Source organism: Streptomyces sp. CNT360, from assembly GCF_000424785.1.
This window is the reverse complement of record NZ_KE384248.1, coordinates 60,907-81,694: the sequence shown is the minus strand read 5'-3', so window position 1 is coordinate 81,694 and position 20,788 is coordinate 60,907. Positions and strand designations below refer to the sequence as shown.

Genomic DNA, 20,788 nt, shown 5'->3' with positions numbered 1-20,788 from the left:
GTGGATGCCGTGGGCCGGTGAGCGGCTGCTCGCCGGCCCACGGCGAGGTCAGAACTTCGCGACGCGTCCGGGCAGTGGGTCGACCGTCCACGCCATCCGGTCGGCGAGCCGGACCAGCAGTTCGGCCTTCACAGCGGCGCGCTCGGCGGAGTCCCAGAGGTTGACGTGCTCCCCGGGGTCCGCACCCAGGTCGTACAGCTCGCCCGTGTCCAGGCCGTGGAAGGCCACCAACTTGTGCTCGGCGGTACGGATCATGGTGGCCTGCGGCGCCGGATCCGGGTGCCACGGCATGGCGTTGTAGTACTCGCAGTACACGTCCTCGCGGACCGGTGCCGGGTCTGCAGCGGCGGTGAGCAGCGGCCACAGCGAACGCCCCTGCATGCCGGGGTTCTTCGGCAGTCCCGCTGCCTCCAGCAGGGTGGGCGCGAGATCCACCAGTTCGACCAGCCCGCTCTCCCGGCGGCCGCCGGGCACCCGTCCCGGGCAGGAGATGAGCAGCGGCACCCGCACCGCCGCGTCGTAGAAGTAGGGCCCCTTGAGGTAAAGGCCGTTGTCGCCGAGCATCTCGCCGTGATCGGTGGAGAAGATCACGAGGGTGTTGTCGCGCTGCCCGGTCCGGTCCAGAGCGTCGAGCATCCGGCCGACCTGGACGTCGATCAGATCGCACATCGCCCAGTACGCGGCCCGGATCAGGCGGTGGTCGCGGTCGGTCATCTGCGGGTAGCGGAAATCCTCGTTGCCGCCGTACGCGCCCGCGTGGTCGATCCGCTGGAAGACCGGCTTGTCGTCCAGTTCCCCGGGCTCGTACTCGGGCAGCGGGATCTCGTCGAGCCGGTCGAGATAGCGCTGCAGATACTCCGGCGGCGGGTCGAAGGGGTGGTGCGGGTCGAAGATGTTCACCGAGAACAGCCAGGGGTTGTCGAAGCCCTGGTGCGCGTCGATGAAGTCGATCGCCTTCTCGGCGCACCACGTCGTCTGGTGGTCCTCCTCCGCCATGCCGCGCATGACGTGCCGCGAGTCCTCCAGGAAGGGCGTCTCGTAGGTCTTGCCCCGCTCGCGCAGCCAGTGGATGTACTCGTTGGTCGGCCAATGCGGGTCCGGGTGATGCGACCAGTGGAACTCGGAGTAGCCGTCCCGTACGCGCGGCTCCGTGCCCGGGGACACGGACCAGTGCGCGGCGGACAGATGCAGCTTGCCGGCCAGTCCGCACACGTACCCCGACTCGGCGAGGGTGCGGGTCACCAGCACCTCGTTCTCGGGCAGCGACTGCCCGTTCTGCCGGGCACCGGTCGTACGCGGGTAGCGGCCGGTGAGAAAGGCGGCGCGGGAGGGTGTGCAGACCGGACTCTGGGAGTACGCGGCGTCGAACACGACGCCGCGCTCGGCCAGGGCGTCGAGATGCGGGGTACGGGTCCAGGTGTTGCCCGCTGAGCCGAGCGTGTCCCATCGCTGCTGGTCCGTGCAGATCCACAGGACGTTGGGCCTGGTCGTCATACTGGTGCTCCTTGGTGCGCAGAGACGAACCGTCGTCAGCGCAGGTTGCGGGCGGCGGCGATCACGGCCCGGTTGGCGGCGATCACACGGTCCCTGTCGGCGGCCTTGAAAACCCGCCTGTCGTACGTGTACAGGCCGTTGACCTGCAACTCCGCGTCTTCGAAGAGGTTGTAGTTGGCCCCGCTCAGCCCCTCTCGTGCGACGAATCCGGCGATGTCGCGCATGGCCTGGACGTAGACGTCGGTGAGTTCCCTCGCCCCGTCGACGTCCTGGTTGGGATCGCTGTACCCCGGCGCCCACTCGTGGCCCTCGGGCACATATGCGAAGGCGCCGAACTCGCCGATGATCCCCACCCGCTCGCGCTCCCTGCGCGGCGGCGGGCCCGGCCAGTGCTCCTTGAGGTTGTGCAGGTCGGCGACCTGGCCACCGCCTTCCGCGTAGTCCGCGACATTGGTCCCGCTCATCTCGTTGACGATCCGGGTCGGGTCCCACTCGTGGACCTGCGCGGCGACGCGGGCGAGGTCGTAGGCGCCCCAGCCCTCGTTGAAGGGGATCCACATGACGAGGGAGGTGAAGGCCCGCAGTTGTTCGACCATGCGCTTCAGCTCGTGCTCGAACTGCGCCTTGCCCTCCTCGGGTGGCTGCGAGGGCTCGTTCTGCGTCGGAGGCTGCCGGCCGGTGGCGGTGTTGGGCATGTCCTGCCACACCAGCATGCCGAGCCGGTCGGCGTAGTCGTACCAGCGGTCGGGCTCGGTCTTGACGTGTTTGCGGATGGTGTTGAAGCCGAGCCGCTTGGCCTCCTCGACATCGAAGCGCAGCGCATCATCGGTGGCAGCGGCGTAGATCCCGTCCGGCCAGAACCCCTGTTGCAGGCAGCTCAGTTGCGGCACGAACTCCCCGTTGAGCAGCAGCCGCGGCGCGCCTGCGACCTTCTCGATGCGCACGGTCCGCATACCGAAGTGGTGCCGTACCCGGTCGCCGCCGCGCCCGGCAACCTGGACGTCGAGCCCGTAGCGGAAAGGATGGTCCGGCGACCACAGCTGCTGCCCCGGCACCGGGAGCACCAGCTCCGTACCGGAGGCACCGCGCACCGTCGAGACCGTCCGGTCGCTGTGGCGTAGCGTCAGCTCCACGTCGGCCCGTGCGTCACCGGCCATCAGGACGGTGACGGTGGCGGTCTCCTCCTCGATGTCCGGCACGACGACCAGGTGCTCGATCCGTACGGCGGGCACCGGCTCCAGCCACACCGGCTGCCAGATGCCGGAAGAGGGGGTGTAGTAGAGCGAGCTGTGCTTCGACGTCGGATCGAGGGCCGTGGTGCGCTGCTTGCCGAGCGGCTGGACGCCGTTCTCGGTGGGGTCGTCGACGATGACGACGAGCTCCTGCTCCCCGGCCGGACGGCCGTCGCGACCGGTGGCGAGCGCGTCGGTCACATCGAGGGTGAACCGGTCGTAGGCGCCCTCGTGGCTGCCGACGGAGCGCCCGTTGACCAGTACCTCGGCTGCGTGGTCGGTGCCGTCGAGGTGCAGCAGCAGCCGCTGCCCGTCCGCTTTCCCCTCGATGTCCCAGGCCGGCGGCACGACGAAGCGGCGCCGGTAGAACATCCGCGGCTCGTGCCGCATGATGCCCGACAGCGCCGACTCCACCGGATACGGCACCAGGATCCGCTCGGGCAGCGCCTTGCCCGGCTCCGGTCGCTCCCCCGCGTCGGCCGGGGCGAACTGCCAGACGCCGTTGAGGCTCAGCCATCGCTCCCGCGCCAACTGTGGTCGCGGGTACTCGAAGCGGGCGTTCCGCGGCGACACGTCCGCGGTCCACGGCGTGGTCAGCCGCGGTGTTTTCGGGTGCCAGCCGTGCTCGGCCGGCTGGACGGCGCGCAGCGCCGGCTCCGTGGCCGGCCGCGCCTGGGACGGCACGGCCGGCGCGGGGTGGTTGCTCGCCGATGCGACACCGCTCGCGCCCATCGCCGACAGCGCCCCCGCACCGGCGGCGCCGGCCGCGCCGCGTAGCAGGGCGGCCCTGCTGATCCCGTCCTGGGTCATGTCGTTCTCCCGTCGTTGCCGACAGCGCGTCCGCATGTACCGGGAACCGTAGAACCGGACCTTGTAACGTTGCAAGACCGGGCGACAGAGATTGTGAGTTTTCGTGTGGGCGTGTTCGTCGGTGTCGGTACGACGGCTCAGGTGGCGACGGTGGAGCCGCGGACCACCAAGCGGTGGCTGACGACGGCATGTTCGGCAGCACGGCCGGGGTCGCCCTGCCGCGCCAGCAGCGCATCGATGCCCCGCCCCGCCAGGCCCGCCATGTCGTGCGAGACGGACGACAGCGGCGGTGCGGTGAACCGCCCCTCCGGCGCATCGTCCCACCCCAGCACCGCCACATCCCCGGGGACGCCGACCCCCAGATCCCGAAAGGCCGCAAGGGCGCCCACGGCGAGCAGATCGGCCGCGCACACCAGCGCATCGCACTGCGCACGCCGTTCGGCCAGCTCCGCGGCCACCCGGTATCCCTCTTCGCGGCTGTGCTCGCCGACATCGAAGACCAGGCTCTCGTCGAGCCCCGAGCCGTGCTCCTCCAGCGCCGCTCGCACACCCACGAGCCGCTCGAAGGCCGGGCCCGCGCCGTGGGCGAGCCGCATGCCGGCAAAGGCGAACCGCCTGCGCCCCAGTCCCAGCAGATGCTCCGTGGCTTCGACCGCGGACCGCTTGCTGTCGATCGCGATGTGATCGAACGAGCCGCCGGGCACGTACTCGCCGAGCAGAACGGTCGGGACGTCGCCCTTCCGCCGCTCCAGCTCCTCCGGCGTCATGGCGACGGGACAGAACAGCACACCGGTCACCCCGCGGCTCGGATAGCCGCCGATGATGGTGCGCTCCTGCTCGGCACGGCCCTGCGTCTCGTCGATGAACAGCGTGAGCGACCGCCGCCGCGCCTCCGCGATGACGACGTGCGACAGCTGCGCGAAATACGGTGAGGTGATGTCCGGCACCGCCAGTGCGAGCACCTGCGAGCGCCCCGCTCGCAGCTGCCGGCTGACCAGCGACGGCGCGTACCCCAGCTCCTCGATCGCCCGCTCCACTCGGCTGCGCTTGTCTGCGGCGACGTACGGATGGTCGTGCAGCACATTGGAAACCGTGCTGGCTGAAACCCCCGCCACCCGCGCGACGTCCTTCACCGTGGGCCTGCGACGAGCCTGCTCCGGCATGGGGCCGTAACTCCTTGTTCCGCCGTCACCAACGCGCAGCGTTCCGCTCGCTTTCTGTGCCGAGCTGCCGCCGACGCGACCGACTCATCCTACTGACGTGGGCGCCGAGAACCGACGACGTACCGACCGGCCTTTGGACCGCCGTGTCCCGCAGACCGGCCACCGGGTGGCACGTACCGCATCGGCCCGTTCGGTGGCCGTTTCGCGCCCGCGCCCCGCATGCCGGTGCGCGGCTGCCGCGAAACTGCGGGCAGGTGCACGGGGGGAGCGTGCGGGAGGCAGCCCCGTGGCACGCGTGTCCGCGCCGTGGAAGGGCCCGCTTCCGGTGGTGTCCGGCCGGCCGATGACCGGTCGGCGTCTGTCGTCGTTCCGGCGTTTCGTACCATCGTTGTCCGTGCGTACGGAACTCCTGCTCGCCGCACCGGGGGAGGGCGCGGCTGCGGGGCCGCACCGTCCCGAGGCCCGCGGGCGGATACGCATGCGCCGCCGGATCCCGGACGGTGCCCTTGAAGGCAGGAGGGCCTGGAGTGGAGCAGCGTTGATGAGCAGCGGTGATGGGGAACGGCGATGAGCGAGACGGAGCAGGACGATGCGAAGCGGCGGCAGCGGGCACGGTTCACCGACGCGCTGACCACGTCGGTCCAGCAGCCGGGCGAGCGCTCCCGCCTGGGGGCGAGGGTCGCCGGCTCGGTGGCTGTTCTCGCGCTGGTGGCGGGCGGCACCATCGGCCTCAGCGCCTGGCGCAGCTACCAGGCCGACGAGGACGCGAAGAAGGAGAAGCTGGCCGCCCAGCAGGCGGCGCACCGCAAGAAGCTCACGGAACGGCCCTCCGCCTCGGCCTCCCCCGAGCCGTCGAAGTCCACGAAGCCGGCGGACCGGGAGCCCGAGCCGGACAGGCACACGTCGTCCAAGCCCTCCGTCAGGTCCGAGGCGGAACAGGAGAAGAAGGCGGAGAAGGACGTCAAGTCCCGCTCCAGCCCGAACCGTTCCCGCGTGCTGCTGCAGAACGCGGAGAGTGGCCTCTGCGCCGACCTGCCCTACTACGACGGCCCCGGAGAGACCGGCACGCCGGTCAACCAGTTCCGCTGCGACGGCACCGACCGGGACAACCAGCTGTGGGACGTGCGGGTCAAGCACGCCGGAAAGGGACCGGGCGGCGCCGACCTGGTGCTGATCCGCAACGTCAAGGACGGGTACTGCCTGGAGCTGCCGGATCGCGGCCCCAAGCCGGCGGGCACCAGGGCCCAGGAGGCGCACTGCAACCCGGCGCTCGACGACAACGAGCTGTGGTGGCTCCAGCCCGCCCCGGGCCGGACGCTGCTGGTCCACAACCACGCCAGCAAGAACCTCTGTCTGCGGGTCAGGGGCCCCGAGTTGAAGAAGCTCGACCAGCCGCTGGAGATCGGTGACTGCGGACAGGACGTCAGCCGCTGGCGCTTCACCGGGTGACGTCACGCCCCGGCCGTGGCCGTGGCGCCTTGGGCCTTCCCCGTTCCTCCGGCATCACCCGTGCCTCCGGCCTCGCCCCGTTTTCCCGCTGACGGACGGCACCTCGCGCGTCTTCGCCTCCGTCGCGCGGGCCGCCGGCGTACCCGCCCTCTCCCCGCGCCGCACCGGCGGCCGAGCGTGCACCGGGGGCTCCCCGGCCCGTACGGAACTTCTCGTCCCGCACGGGCCGTGCGCGCAGTCAGCGGGAGCGGCCGCCGGCCGGTGAGGAGAGCGAGTCCAGGGGGAAGCGTGCGCCCCCGACGCCTTCCCTGCACCTGTCGGTGCTGAGCACGCCGGCCAGGCCGGGCATGGCGGCCCAGGCGTTCCGGTGGATCGTCCGCTGGTCGTCCAGCTCCCGCCGGGCGTCCGAGACCGCGCCTTGGATCTCCTGGTGCGCGGCGTACCGGCTGTCGCGGTCGGTTCGCGCCGCTTCCAGCACCTCGGCGGCCTCGCGGCGGACCCGGTCGGCGTCCGCCGCCTCGGCCGCCAGGTGACGTGCGTCCTCCTCCAGGCCGGTGACCCTGTCCCGGGCGCGCTGCACGCCCGCCGCCGCCTCCGTCTCGGCGGCGCGGGCACGCTCCAGGTCCTGCCGGGCACCGGCCAGTCGCTGCCGCAGTCCGGGCAGGGCGTCGGCTGCAGAAGGGCGGGAGGCACCGCTGTGGCCGTGGCTACCGCTCCCCCGGCCGGAGGGGCGCGGCGATGCGGGCGGACCTGCCGCCGTCTCCTCGCGCACCGCCTCTTCCGCGGCGCGCAACTCCTCCCCTGCCGTCTCGACGCGGGCCAGCTCCCGCGCAACGTCCGCGCTCCGTCCCTGGGCGGCCTGCTCAGCCGCAGCCAGGACCTGACGTGCGTCCTCCAGCCGCCCGTCGAGGACCTGCTGCCGTCGGCGGACCTCGGTGAGCGCCTCGTACGCGGAGGTGTGCTCCGCATCGGCGGCACCCCATCCCTGCTCCGCGGCGCCCAGCCGGATGCCGGCCTGCTCCAGTACGGGCAGCAGCTCCTGCACCCGGGCCGCGGCGTCGGCCTCGGCGGCCACCGCGTGCGTGTGGTCGGTGACGGCGCCGCGCAGCCTGGTCCAGGTCCCCGCGGTGGCAGGGGTGAGGTCGGCCAGGGAGCCGTCGGGCCGAAACGGCCAGAATCGCAGTCCTGTCGGTCCACGCAGTGCCAGTTCCACCGGCCGGCCCGCCGCGACGGCGGTGCGGGATCCCAGATACAGGGCACGGGCCAGCCGACTGCCGTCCGGGTCCGCACCGAGTTCGAGCCACAGCTGCGCACCGGACTCCCCCGCGCCCAGTCCCTGAGCCAGCACCCCGGGGAGCACGGTGGCCGGGTGGCGGGTCCAGTCGCGCAGCACGGGGTCCGGCTGCTCGGCGAGCAGGGCGGGCAGGTCGTAGACCCGTGAGGCGACGCGCGGCCCGACGGCGCCGAAGCCGAGCAGGTCACGTTCGAAGAGCCGGGTGGTGGCCGTTCCGGTGACGTACCGCGTTCCCTGCGGGCCCCTGACGGTGAGGACAGCGTCCACGAGCGTCTCGTAGCTGCGGGTGGAGGTGCCGTTCCCGGACGCCTCCGGGCTTCCGGTCATCAGCCGGTCGCGGCGGATGCCGGTGGCCGAGCTGCCGCCGGTGTGCGAGCCGGGCTGCCGGGAGAGCACGGGCACGGTCACGCTCACCAGTTGCAGGTTGGAGGCGTTGCCGCTCTCGGTGAACTGGTAACCGGCCGTCGCCGCCGTCGCGGTCGACGAGGAACCGCTGACGGTGCGGGTCGGCGTGCGCAGCCGGTCCACGGCGATGTCCTCGGCATCCGTGACGAGGCGCGGGTTGTGCAGGGTGACCTCCACCGTCGGCGCCTGCTCCTGCTGGTCCTCCTCCGGCCAGGCGCCGGGCATGGTTCCGGCGGGCGGCACCGGGGTGCGCGGCAGCTCCACGGCGACCTGTTCCGCCTGGATCAGCTCGCCGAACCAGGTCGCCGCGGCCTCGTCGTCGACCTGCTCGGCCGGGTCGAACGGCAGCCGGTGGGCGGGGAGCTGCGGTGCGACCGTCCGCAGCGCCGTGGCCAGCTGTGGGAAGCCGACGAAGCCGTGCACCGGGGTCGGCCCGCTGGGCACCAGTCGCGGCCCCGCCGTAGGCCGCGGATCGGCCGAGGAGGTGCGCGGGGGCCTCGGCAGCAGGCCGGTGGTGCGCGGCGGCACCGCCTCGGAGGCGGCGAACCGCAGGCCGACCTCGGCCGGGACGTACACCTCGCGCGCGGGCCGGCCGTGCAGCATCCGCATGAAGCGTCCCAGCAATCCGGTGTCCGCGCCGCCGTCGTCGTCCGCCCAGGTCAGCAGCCCGGCCTGGAGCACGCCGCCGACCAGGTCGGGAGGCCAGTCCCAGACCAGTTCGGAGCGCACGGTCCCGGTGAGGGTGTAGCCGACTGCGAAGTCGGCGGTGTTCCCGGTGCGCGACCAGAACCGGTCGTCCGCGCCGGTCCGGGCACCGGCCGTCCGGCTCCGGTTGGAGGAGGCGCCCAGGACAGGCCCCGTGCGGTCGATTCGGCCGGCCTCCGGGCGCGGGTAGCGGGAAATGGGGTTGGCGGTCAGCTGGTAGGCCTCGGACACCGTCCGCGAGGCCGAACGCTGGTCGGGCGAGGAGATGTTCTGCTGCTCCAGCGCGGCGCCCTCCCCCGCCGGCCTGCCCCGCACCTGGCGCAGTGCCGGCGTCTGCAACTCCGGCTCGGCGGACAGCGTGACCTCGACGAGCCGGGTCCCGCCCGCGGCCGCGTGCCGGAACCACAGGCGGACCGAGCCACGTCCCGGCAGGGCACGCAGGCCGCCGGGCGCGGTGAGGTCGGCGATCCGGGTGGCCACGCCGGGCAGATACGCGGAGTGGCCGGGGCGGGTCACCCCGGGGGCCTCCCGCTCCACGAGAGCGAGCAGCTCGCGGTGCAGGCGGTTGCGGCTCTCGTTGCGGTGCACCGGATGGTCGAGCGGGGTCACCGAGAGCACGGCGGCCAGGCCGGGTTGCCGGGACCGGATGAAGTGGTCCGGCAGCGGCACCGTCTGCGGGGTGGCCGACGGGCGGGGAAGGCCGGGAACGCCGGCGAACCACTGCGCGTACCGCAGCAGTTGGCCCGCGGCGACGGTGAAGTGCACGGCGTCCGGCAGGTCGAGAGCGACGGTGACGGCGGGGCGGCTGCCCAGGCCGACCGTGTTGCCGACGACGTTGCGCGTCCCCCACCTGACGGTCACCAGCAAGGTGGCGTCGGCGGTGATGCCGTGCTGCTCGGCCGACTCGACGGGAGAGCGGGTCACCGTGGTGCTGCGGGTGTCGCCGTGGGAGGTCCCGGTGCGCCGGGCGCCGGTCAGCCTGCCGCTGGGGTTGGCCTGGTGAGCGCGGGGCGTACTGCCGTCGGGGCGCGGGTCGGGCGCCGACTGCAGGCCGGTGACACCGAAGCCGCCCTGGTGCGAGTCGGTCACCCCGCGCTGCCGGCCCGAGGACTGGGACGAGGACAGATCGCTCTCGCCGTACGTGCGGTGGCTGCCGGTGTGCCGCGGGTTGTGCAGGTAGCCCTGGATCTCCAGCGACAGCTCCTGGTCCGCGCCCAGCCCCGGCATCGTCAGTCCCTCGACGACATAGCTGCCGTTGAAGATCTGGTGGGCGCGGCTCAGCAGGGCGGCCGGCCGGACCTGCTGGTGCAGCACCTCGCTGACGAAGGCGCCCTGGTCCTCGGCGGGTCCGCCTGCCAGGTAGCCGGCGACGCGGTTGCCCGCGGCCACGGCGAGGCCAGGCAGTTGCCGGCCGACGGCCCGGGTGACGCGATGGAACGCGCTGTCGTCGACAGGGTGCCCCGGGTAGGTGCCGGTGACGATGTGCCGGAAAGCGTCCTGTACCGCCGCGCTGCCGCGGAAGGCGTCCACGAGCGCGTCGTCCGGCAGCCGGGTCAGTCCGGGCAGGGGGCGCCCCGCGCCGTTCGTTCCACCGAGCCGGACGGTGTCGTCGTCGACGCCTCCTCCGGTGCGCGGGGGGCGGCTGGTGTCACGCGGCGGTGGCGCGGCCGGCCCGATGAACGGCTCCACGGTGTGGTGGTGCGGTACCGCCAGGGTGACGTGGCCTGCGACCGTGCCCCGTGCGGGCGCCGGGGCCGCCGCGGTGGTGGGCGCCGTCGCGGCGGTCGAGGCGCTCCCGGCTGTTCCTGCGGTTCCGGCCGTGGTGGAGGTGGGGTCGGCGAAGCGGACGGCCGGTGTGGCCGCTGTCCCTTCGTACAGGTCCAGCGCCAAGTGTGCGGGGACGTCGAACACTTCGGTGCCGTCCTGCGTGGCGATGGCGAACTGGTCGACGGCGAGGGCGGAGTCGAGCGACTCCGAGTTCCCGGTCTGCCTGCTCCAGGTGTAGTCCCCCGTGGTGTCCAGCGCCCAGCCGCCGTGTGCGAGCGGCCACCTCGGCCCGCCACCGCCACCGAGTACGCCGCCCCACGCGGTACCGCGCTGCCGGGAGCCGTGCGCGGCGTAGGAGGCGACCCCCATCGTCTCCACGTCCGGCAGCCTGCGGGTGTGCTCCGTGTGCCGGGTGTGGTCGCGTGTCACCGTGAACCGCAGCTGTACGCGCCGGGTGCCGCCTGAGGCGATGCCCGGCAGCTCGAACCAGACGGGCCGCCCGCCGTCCACGGCGTCCGGCAGCGAGGTGGCCAGGCCGAACCGGGAGCGCAGCTGCTCGAACTGCCGCAGGTTGTGCAACTGCGCCCACACGCGGGGCTCGTCCAGTGGGCGCCTGGTGTGCTCGGCGGGCGGCAGGAAACCCTCATCGCGCAACCACTGTTCGGCGCGCGCGAACAGCAGCTCGGAGTCGCTGACACCGAGCGGGACGGCGGACGTGCCGACGCTGTCCAGGTTTTCCAGCCGCCCGGGCAGCTGCCGGCGCTCCTCGGCTGAGGGGCGGTGTCCTTCCGCGGTCCGCCGTTGCGGCAGCCGCAGCTGCACACCGTCCTGCCAGGGGCCGTGGTCGCGGTGGATCCGGCCGCCACCGGGACGCAGCAGCGTCACCCCGTAGCGGACCCCTGACGGCACCAGCAGGTGGCTGCTCGTGGTGTACAGCGCGTGTGTGAGGGACGCCGTACCGCCGGTGTCGAGTGCGTCGCTCGTCTGCCAGCTCGCGCCCGCCTTCCCGAACACGCCGCCCCCCATGGAGATTGCGCCGCTCGGATGTCCGGCCGCGTGGTCGGGGGTGAACATCGGGCCGCCGCTGCCGTCGAGCCCCGCGCCGCTGGTCAGCTTCGCCGAATGGTCCAGGCCCGAGCCGAGAGTGACATACGACTCCAGCGAGAACTGGCCGTCCGGGGTCTGCGAGATCGCCGCCCCCGGTTGCAGGGTGACGGTGAGCCGCAGCACGCCCAGAGCGTTGCCGGACGAGTCCTGCAGCACAGGCGAGTGGACCCCGCCGGCCTGCTGCAGCGGAGCACCGCCACGGGTCATCTGTTCCGAGAGGAACTCCGCCAGGTCGTCGCGGGAGGTCTCGTCCATCGCGCGCAGTTCGGCGAACGCCTCGTCGGCCAGGACCTCCTCCAGCAGCCGGCCCGGCTCGGTGACGTCGTCCACGCCCCACAGGGGGAGGCCGCCGACACCTGCCGGCTCGGGCAGCGGGTCCTGCGCCCCTCCCGAGCCGAAGGCCAGGTGCTCGGGGAACCACGCGGTCAGCCGGCCGTGCCGCTGCTCGGGCTGCCACGCGTCCATCGGTGCGTCACGCGGTGTGTCGACGCGCACCTGCCACACCCCCGCGTAGTCCACCGCGTGCGCCGGGTCGGTGGCACGGTGCACCGTGGTCGCCTGCACGGTCCCGTTGACCGTCGAGGAGCGGGACAGCTGATTGTGTGTCAGAGACAGCGTCAGCGACCCGTCGAACCAGCGCAGGGGCCCGGCAGGGCCGTTGTAGATGGCGATCCAGGGAATGGGCACCGTCCGGGACGTGCCGGAGCTCTCCGTGCTCGTCCACGACTGGCCGCCCTCGCTGCGCCGCTCGACCGTCGTCCTGCGCGGCACCGCAGCGACCGTCCCCGCACGCGGGGCCGGTCGGGGGTCGGTGAACCGCAGCCTGACATCGACGGTGTGCTCCCGTCCGTCGGCGGTGACCACGACGCTGTGCCCGCGGCTGCTGCGCACGTACGGCAGATTGTGGGCGATCTCCTGAGCGCTCAGCACGTTTTCGAGCTGTCGGCGCACCTCACGCCGGGCGTCGCTGCCCTGGGCCAGGCCCAGCGCGTCGGTCACCTGCCGGTGCACCGCGTCGAGCACTTCCGCGGGGACGGGCTCGTACAGCACGAGACCCGTCCTGCCGTCGTGCCGGACACCGTGCGCGAGGACGTAGGGAGACAGCTCGCGTGGCTCCTCTCCCTCGCCCTGCGGGCCGACGGGCCGGTCACCGCTCGTCGTGTCAGCGGTCCCGCTGACGGGGCCCACGGTGTCGCCGCCCGTCGGAGGCGCGGGCGCCACCACAGGTGTGCGCGACGACGCGGGTTGCACCTCGGGCGCCGCGGTGGAGGACGAGGCCGGAGCCGACGGCAGTGGCCGGGCGGCGGGTCGGGCGACCGGGACGGTGCGTGGGGGCGGCTGCTGTCGCTGTGCGGGGCGCGCCGTCGCCGGGCGGGGCTCAGGGCCGAAGAAGACCTCCGTCCGGCGGTCCGCGCTCGCGGTGCCGGGCGCTGCGGTCCCCGATCCGGGCCGGTTCTGTACGGGCGGGCCGGAGGGCGGAGCCGGGACGGTGCCGCGGCCACGCGACGGAGCCGGGCGCCGCGCCGGAGCCGGGCGCCGCGCCGGGGCGGCGGGCGTCGTGTCGGCTCGGCGCGGGTCGCTTCGGCGGGTGTCGGCGGGTTCCGTCGCGGCCCAGGCGGCATGGTGGGAACCGCCCTGCTCGAAGAGCACCAGGGCGACCTGCCGCCCATCCGCGGGGCCGGTGATCCACTCCGTACCGTCCGGGCGCAGAACCGTCACGTGCAGCCCCAGGACCGGCGCCGCCGTGGCGAGCGTCTGCCAGTCGGAGGCGGCAGTGCCCTGCCCGGTGCGTATCCCCGACATCACGTCGGCGCGTTCCTGCGAGCCGGTGGCGGAGCGGCCGCCGACGGGTGACGCTTCCGTGAGGGCGTCGAGTGCCGGCCACAGCCGCTGCTCGGACGGCGGCATCCGCAGGTCCTCGGCCAACGCGTCGGCGAGCGCGCCACGCAACTCCTGCGCACCGGCGGGACGGTCGTGCCCTGCCAGGCGTCCCGTCTCCCGTGGAGCGACGGCGGTCAGCGCGTTCGCGAGCGCGTCCCCGACGGCCGGCACGTGGACAGGGCTCAGTCCCCTGGCCGACAGCACGGCGGACAGGGGCGTTCCGTCTGCCGGCTCCCCGTCCGCGACCGTGCCGTCCGCCTCCTCGGAGGACTGCTGAGTACCGGCAGGAGCCTGAGCATCCGGGAGAGCCCGGGCATCGGAAGGAGCCTGGGCGTTCGCGGCGGGCGCGGCGTCGGGCGAGGCGCCGTGCCGGGTGGCGAAGGGCGGCCGGGCGGCTCGGCGGGCCGGGCCGGACGCGGTGACGGACTCGGTGGTGACGCCGGTGCGCCGGATCTCGGCGAGGGGGTGTTCCTCCACGGTGGTCGTACCGGTCGTACTGCCTCCGGGCGGGGCCGGGTAGGCCGCACGCCCGGTTGCCGCCGGTCCTGTGGCCGCCGGCTGCGGGTACGGGAGCACGCGCCTGCCCTGGTCCGCCTGCTGGAGGAGCCACTGCAGCATGCCCGGGGTCACGGTGGGATCGGTCCCCCACCGCCGGGCGTTGTCCGCCACGATCTGGTGCAGTCCCCGCCAGGTCAGCGGCCCGCTGTCGACCTGTCCCCCGCTGTACAGCCGCTGCATCTCCAGCGCGCCGAATCCCCGGATCAGATCCCGGAAGTCCAGCACCCGCCCGGGATCGGTGTCGATGCCGACGTCGAAGACCAGCCGCAGGGCACGGATCCAGCGCAGCACCCGGGTGGTGCGGCGGGCCACGTCCGACGGCAGGCCGGCGAGGTCGGCCAGCTCGGTCAGGACCGCGGCACCCGGTTCGGGGCGGAACTCCAGCCAACCTCCCGCCGGGCGGTCCGGGTCGTCGTACTTGAGCAGCCGCGGCGGCCAGTTGCCCTCCGCGGCGGCCACCCCCACCGGCATGTCCGAGGCGAAGGCGGTGCGCTGCGTGCCGTTGGCCAGTTCCTGTGCCGCCGCGGGACGCTCCAGCGGGTCGCTCCCGGGCCGGACCATGCCCAGCTCGCACCACAGGTACCACACGGGCCGGTCCGGCGGCATCCGCCGGAGGCTCGGGCGCCGCCGCAGGACCCCGGCCAGTTCCCGGGTGGGGACCGTCTGGTTCCCACCCGTGCTCAGCCGCGGCAGCACCAACCGGCCGCGCTCACCGTGGCCCAGGGAGACGTAGGCGTGTTCCAGGCCGCGCGGCAGGGGCAGCAGCACGCCCTCACGCACCGGCAGGACCGGCGGAAGTCCCTCGTCCAGGTCGGTGTAGTGCCGCGTCTGCGAGACGGACCGCAGATCCTGCTCACGGATGGCCATGTCCAGGTGGTTCAGGAACGCCCGTCCGGTCAGCTGCTGCCCGTCGGCGGTGGTGAGGGTGAAGGACTGGATGTCGTCCTCGGAGAACACCGTGCCGTCGGTCGCGGTCACCATGGCACCCGGGCGGTCGCCGACCAGTCCCGGGTCGCTGGGCAGCCACGTCCCCACCGGGCGCCGGCCGGGATCGGTGTCCATCAGGACGATCGAGTGCGGGCCCTGGGCGCCCTGCGGTAGCACCACGTCGACGTGCCCGTCGGTGGACCAGGCCCGCGTGCCCGTGCGGTCGGCCACCTCCCGCGGCAGTCGTTCGGCCGCGCTCTCCGTCGGCGGAACCAGCAGCAGTACCTCACTGTTCGGCGGCCGCTGCGGGTCGCGCACCACCAGCTCGACGAACACGTCCTCGCCGACCGGTACCGCGCTGCCGCTGCCGTTCCTGACCAGGAGGGCCCCGGTGCCCGGGTCGCGCTCGGCCAGCACCGTCCACGGCGCGGGGTGCCACGGCGCGGCGGAGGAGACCGGAGTCGGCTGCGCCTGCTGCCACACGTGTTCCGTGTCGATCCGTATGCCGGACGCAGCGCCCCAGTTGCGTCCGGCAGGCCCGCTCCCCGCCCCGGGCAGCGCAGTGGAGCCGTCCGTCGCGCCACCCCGGTGCAGGACGTACGCGGCGAGTGCCGGAACGGAGTCGCCCCAGCCGCGCCGTACAGCGCTTCCGGTCACCTGGAGCAGCCGCATCACCTCCTCGGGCGGTACGGGACGGTCGGGGCCCAGGTGGAACACCTCGCGTGTGAGGCCGACCAGGTCGATCGGGCCCGCACCGAACCGCGGGTGGCCCACCCGGGCGCGTTCCAGCGCCGCGAGGGAGTTGACCGTCGGCGCGAGCGCGGGGCTCTGTGCGACGTCGGGGCCGAAGACCTGCACCAGCGTCGCCACCAGGTCCTGGGGGGTGGCCCCGGCCGGCGGCGGGAAGAGGGACTCCCTCGACGCGGGCGTGTCGGTCCCGGCGCCGGTGAACGTCCCGGGGTCGAGTCCCGGCACCCGGCTGCCGTCGGGCACGGGGCCGGCCGGTGCGGGTACGGGTGCGTGCGGCTGCGGTACGAGGGTGGCCTCCGCCTGGTCGAACAGCGCACGGAAGCCCGCGTAGATCTCGTTCTGCGCGTCGGTGGCGCGGACCGGGTTCGCGGGGCCGGAGGCCGTGGCCTGCTCCGCGGGACCGTACAGGCTCTCCAACAGCGGCAACATGCCCGGCTCGTGGTCGTGCACCCACCGCGCCGTGTTGTTGCGGGGCCGGCCGGTGAAGGGGTCGGCGCCGTGGTTGGTCCCCAGGTAGACGTTGGTCAGCTGGGCGAACCACTCGTGCTCGTTGTGCGAGGAGTAGTTGCGCTGCGGGCGCACGCCGGAGGGGTCGCGGAAGGGACCGTCGGGCCACGGGGCGGCGGCGCCCTGCGCTTCCCTCTCCGCGAAGGTGTCCGCGATGAGCTGCTGCGCCTGGGGGCTCAGCCCGTAGTGGTGCAGTGCGTGCGCGAACTCGTGCGTGGTGGTGGAGTAGCCGTCCTCGTAGCGCACGGCATGCGGCACCTCGGCCGTCTCGCCCAGCAGGTTCTCCTCGGAGACCAGCACGTGCCCCTCGTACTGGAGTCCGCGGGTCGCGTCGTAGGAGCGGCCGTCGCCGCCCGTCGTGCCCCTGAGCGGACGGAAAGGGCCCAGTTCGGTGGCGGCCACGTCGCGGGGCGCGACGGTCACGCGGACGCCGCGGTCCAGCACGCGCACCGCGACATCGGGGTCGCCCAGCATCGAGGTCAGGCGCTCCTGCGTCTCCTGCCGCACCGCGATCGGCTGGTGCACCTCGCCGGGCACCCGCACGATCAGCTGGGCCACGGTCCTGGCGAAGTCCTCCGGCGGAAGCGCAGTGCGCAGGCTGTCCACGACGGCCCGGTCCGAGGCCAGGGCGTCCAGGTCCGCCTCCGGCAGCAGCGTGAGTGCTCCGCTTCGCTCGTCCCGCGTCATCCCGGGCAGCCGGCCGGCGAGCTCGGCGAGGGGGCCGCCCGGCGGCAGCGCGGGCTGCCGCCGGGCGGGCTCCGGCTGCTGGGAGGTGTGCTGCGGCGCGCTCGACGAGGCGGCCGGGGCCGAAGCGGGCGGCATCGTCACCGTCGCCGCAGAGGTCGCGGCGGGCGGCGGGAAGCCCGGCCGGCCGGCGGCGAGCGGCCGGCCGACCGGTGGCAGGCCACGCGCCTGCCGGGCCTCGTTGTAGAGGTCGACGGACCACTGGGCCAGCGTGTCGAACTCGTCGCCGACGGTCTCCAGGTTCGAGTGCAAGGGCGCGTACGGCCGGGTCTCGATCCGGACGACAGGCGGAACGAGCCGGGGGGTGTCACCCTCCGGATTCCCGTCCAGCGTCGAGAAGTTGGTGCGGACCGCCATCGCCTCGTGCTGGTCGATGACGCGCGGTGGCTCGGCGAGCAGCAGGTTGTCCAGGTACTGGCCGACCGTGGCGCGCTCTCCTCGCGCCCAGTCCTGCGGCAGCCTGCCGGCCAGCGGATCGCCGTGGTCCGCTGGTTGCGTGTGCCGCGTGAAGTGGGTGGCGAACGCGTGCGACAGTCCGTCGGCGTGCTGGTCGAGGTACTGGCGGGGGACGGGCCCCAGCGCGGCTCGGATGGCCGCCAGCGATTCCCGTGAGGTCACCGCGGTGAAGTCCTTGGGAAGGGCCAGCTTGGAGCGGCCGCCCCGCACGACGGCCGCCACCTGCGCGTAGCCCAGGGCGAGCGCGCCCTCCAGCTCGGCGGCGTCCCAGCTGTTCGCCGCCTGCTGCCGGTCGGGGTGCTGCGCCAGCCACTCCTCGAACCCGGCCCGCGCGTGCGCTCCGTACTCGACCCCGGCCAGCGCGTCCGTGCGAGCCTGCTGGGTGACGGACATCTCCGTCCGCATGTGTCCTGCCACATGTCCCATGAGCGCGGGAACACCAGCGAGCGGAGAGGTCACCGTGTGGTGCACGAGCCAGGCTCCACCACCCGCCTCATGAGGGCGCACGCTCAACTCGGCGGCGGCCACATCGACCTCGTAGCCGGCCTCGCTCGGGAAGACGTGCACGAGGCGTTTGCCGTCCCCGATGCTGTGGAGCCTGTTCAGTACGTCCGCGAAGGCGGCCCGGACCGCATCGTGATCGGCGCGGCCGTCCGGTCGCGATCCCGCCAGCCCCCGCGAGGGCTCGGTGACGATCTCCAGTACCGGGGTGCCTGCTGCGTGATCCATCGTGATCTTCAGCAGCCCGGGAAGCGTGACGATGTCCTCGTACTCGTCGGTGTCGGCGCCGGGAGGCAACGTGACGCGGAAGCCGTGCAGCTCGACCTCGAAGCCGGTCGACGGCCCGTCGCCGCTGACGGTGACGGGCCGCGGGCCGGTGGCCGCGGAACCGGGAACGGTGGCAGGTCTCGCGCCGGCTGGCTGCGGCCGTCCTGCGGCCGGTTGCTGCGGCGCCGCACCGCCTGCACCGGAGGCGCCGGACTGCCCCAGGAAGGTCGCATCGGGGCGGCCGAGGAGACCGAGCTGCTGCCGTACCGCGTTCTGCAGCTGTGTGACCGCCGACCACCGCTGGCTGCCGGGCGTCTTGCCGCTCTTCCACACCGCCACCGCGTCGAGCACCCGTTGGAGAGGGGCCGCGGTGGGTCGTGACGGGAGTGCCGCGACGGCGTCGTCGATCGCCCGCAGCTCCGCGGAGCGCCGGATTCCGCCCGTCCGGGACAGCCGCGCCCAGTCCCGGACCGGATCGAGCACGGCACCGCCGGAGCCGCCCGACGTGGACGCCCCCGATCCCGGTGGCGCCAGGTCCACCGCCGGAGCGTGCCCGGGCCGCAACACGGAGGCCTGCGTCCGGTGCGGGGCCGGGTCGGCGTGCGAGGCCGGCCCCGCGTGCGACGTCGGCTCGGCGGGTGGCGCAGGGGTGTTCCGGGCAGACGGGTCGTGCTGAGGGGCCGCAGCGTGCCCTGTCGGCGGTGCGTGCTTGGAGCCGGCGGCGTCCCCGGGCGCGGGTACGTTCCCGGCCCCCGGCGCGGAACCGGCCGAGGGCTGCTGCGGACCGCGGATCAGCGAGTGCAACAGGGTGTTCCCCGCGAGGTGCCCGCCGCGCACGTGTTCGGCGGCGACGAGCAGCACCACTTCACCGACCCGGGGGACGACACCGAGCGGGTTCTCCCCGGGCGCGACCTGGTCCAGCCGGTCGGCCACCGCCTGCTGCGCCCACAGCACCGACTCGTCCGCCCGGCCAGGAGGCAGCGCCGGATCGCCCAACCGCTCCCGCGCCGCGTCGGGGTCGAAGCGGCGGGCCCCCGGGTGCCGGAGGTCCTGCGCGGGGATCCGGGCGCCCGCGGTGCCGGGCCCGCCGGTCGCGGGGCCGGGCCCGCCGGTCGCGGTGCCGGGCCCGCCGGTCGCGGGGCGCGTGGCCGCCCCAGCCGGGGCGCTCCCTTCCGCACCGGTGTGCGCCTCCGCGGGGGGCGTCCCACCTGCGCGGATCTCCTCTGCGGTGGAAGAGGCGGGGCCGCTCTGGTCCGGGCTCGTCGTCCGACCCGCCTGTGTCGGCGATGCGGGACCCGTACCGGACGTGCGCTCCTGCGTCGGAGCTCCACCGCCACCGGAGGCACCGGAGCCACCAGAGCCACCAGAGCCACCAGAGCCACCAGAGCCACCAGAGCCACCAGAGCCACCAGAGCCACCAGAGCCACCAGAGCCACCAGACGCGGACCCGCCGTCGCCGGGACCGGTTCCCACGCCGCTGCCGGTTCCGCTGCTAATACCGGCGTCCCTGCCGCCACCGGTACCCGGACCGCCGTTGCTCGTGCCACCGCCGGTACGCCCTGAGCCGGTGTCACCGCCGGGCCCGCCCGCCCCGGCCGAGGCGTTGGAATGCGTGCCGCCCGCAGAGGCACTGGAGTGCGTGCCGCCCGCAGAGGCGCTGGAGTGCGTGCCGCCCGCCGCGTCCTCGACGGGTGTACCGACGGGCCCGCTTTGGGAGTCGTGGCCGCTCCGCACCTGTTCGGGCAGCGCCGGGCCGGTGAGCTGGTCGAGGCGCTCGTTGAAGCGCTCGTTCAGCTCCGTACGAGGCGTTCCCGAACGGTGCGCGTCAGCGAACCGGCCGCTCCACTCCGCCGCCTCCTGCGCGGACATCCCCGCATCACGCCCGTACCGCGTGATCGCATCACCGTGCTGCTCGGGGGCGAGTCCGTCCGTCTCGCCGTGGGAGCCCGGCGGTTGGGTTCTTCCACTGTTGCCCCCCTCCCCCGGTACGGGCCGGACGCTGCCTTGCCCCGGAGAGTCGGGCCGCGTGGCTTTCGGCGCGCCGGGTGAGCCGGTGCCTGGGCGTGCGGGTCCGGAGGAGGTGGGCGTGGAAGGTTCGTTCGCCGGTTTCTCGGTGCTCCTGGGCCCGCCGGGGGTGGGCGCCTGGCCGTCGTTGCCGCCGCGTCGGCTGTCGGGGTCGGGGCGGCTCGCCGTCGGTTGCGTCTCGACGCGGGTGGCGCTGCCGTTGCCGTTGTCACGCAGGTTGCCGCTCCCGGTGCCGGAACTGCGGCTGCCCGTGGCGGAGGGGCGTTCGGCAGGCAGGTCGTCCATGGTCGCGGGCCGCTCGTGCCCGGGGCCGGTGCGCGCGGGCATCTGGGGGGCGCTCGTACGCTCGCTCCCTGGTGGACGTCCGCCGCCAGGGCGCGGCTGGGCGGTTCCGTGCGGGTCGGCCTGCGTACCGCCGAGCCGCTGCCCGGGCGATGCGAAGGGGTCCGCGCCGGAGGCGCGCCCCGGGGCGCCGGTTCCCGTGTCCGTGTCCGTTTCCGGCGTCGGGCGGTTGTGGTGGGTGGCGGGATAGTCGTAGCCGCGTCCGGTGCGGGGCGGCGGTGTGGCGTGTGTGTCGGAGGAGCGGCCCGACTGGCTGCCGTCAGGCTTCGGTTCCGGCGTGCCGTGCGGGTTGTCCTGCGGGCCGCCCAGCCGTTGGCCAGGCAACTCGAACGGATCACGCGAACCCCCACCCGCGCCCCCACCCGGCCGCTCCTGACCACCAGAACCCCCCGACGGCCGCGGCT

5 protein-coding genes are annotated in these 20,788 nt (G+C 73.9%); 1 reads left to right on the top strand and 4 read right to left on the bottom strand.

All coding sequences use genetic code 11. From position 1 onward, the window contains the following. Positions 1-48: 48 nt before the first annotated feature. The 3 genes from H297_RS0132895 to H297_RS0132885 all read right to left on the bottom strand — a co-directional run bounded on the left by H297_RS0132895 (position 49) and on the right by H297_RS0132885 (position 4,699). On the bottom strand, positions 49-1,494 hold the full coding sequence (locus tag H297_RS0132895) for a sulfatase-like hydrolase/transferase (protein ID WP_027740500.1): 1,446 nt from the start codon (positions 1,492-1,494) through the stop codon (positions 49-51). A 35-nt stretch (positions 1,495-1,529) separates the two neighbouring features. After that, positions 1,530-3,536, bottom strand: coding sequence for a glycoside hydrolase family 2 (locus H297_RS39890; RefSeq protein WP_051352393.1), 2,007 nt, complete (start codon positions 3,534-3,536; stop codon positions 1,530-1,532). A 137-nt stretch (positions 3,537-3,673) separates the two neighbouring features. Then, positions 3,674-4,699, bottom strand: a complete 1,026-nt coding sequence (locus H297_RS0132885; RefSeq protein WP_027740499.1) for a LacI family DNA-binding transcriptional regulator — start codon at positions 4,697-4,699, stop codon at positions 3,674-3,676. Positions 4,700-5,266: 567 nt separating this feature from the next. On the opposite strand from H297_RS0132885, the gene H297_RS40675 reads away from it, so the two are divergent. After that, complete coding sequence (locus H297_RS40675; protein ID WP_027740498.1) at positions 5,267-6,148, top strand: RICIN domain-containing protein; 882 nt, start codon at positions 5,267-5,269, stop codon at positions 6,146-6,148. 238 nt (positions 6,149-6,386) lie between these two features. On the opposite strand, the gene H297_RS0132875 is transcribed toward H297_RS40675, so the two are convergent. Beyond that, positions 6,387-19,013 carry a lonely Cys domain-containing protein gene (locus H297_RS0132875; protein ID WP_027740497.1) on the bottom strand — a complete coding sequence of 4,209 codons (12,627 nt, stop codon included), beginning with the start codon at positions 19,011-19,013 and terminating at the stop codon, positions 6,387-6,389. Positions 19,014-20,788 lie beyond the last annotated feature (1,775 nt).

Coding starts and splice junctions, on each gene's coding strand:
- H297_RS0132895 (WP_027740500.1), bottom strand. CDS start 1,494: ATGACGACCAGGCCCAACGTCCTGTGGATCTGCACGGACCAGCAGCGA.
- H297_RS39890 (WP_051352393.1), bottom strand. CDS start 3,536: ATGACCCAGGACGGGATCAGCAGGGCCGCCCTGCTACGCGGCGCGGCC.
- H297_RS0132885 (WP_027740499.1), bottom strand. CDS start 4,699: ATGCCGGAGCAGGCTCGTCGCAGGCCCACGGTGAAGGACGTCGCGCGG.
- H297_RS40675 (WP_027740498.1), top strand. CDS start 5,267: ATGAGCGAGACGGAGCAGGACGATGCGAAGCGGCGGCAGCGGGCACGG.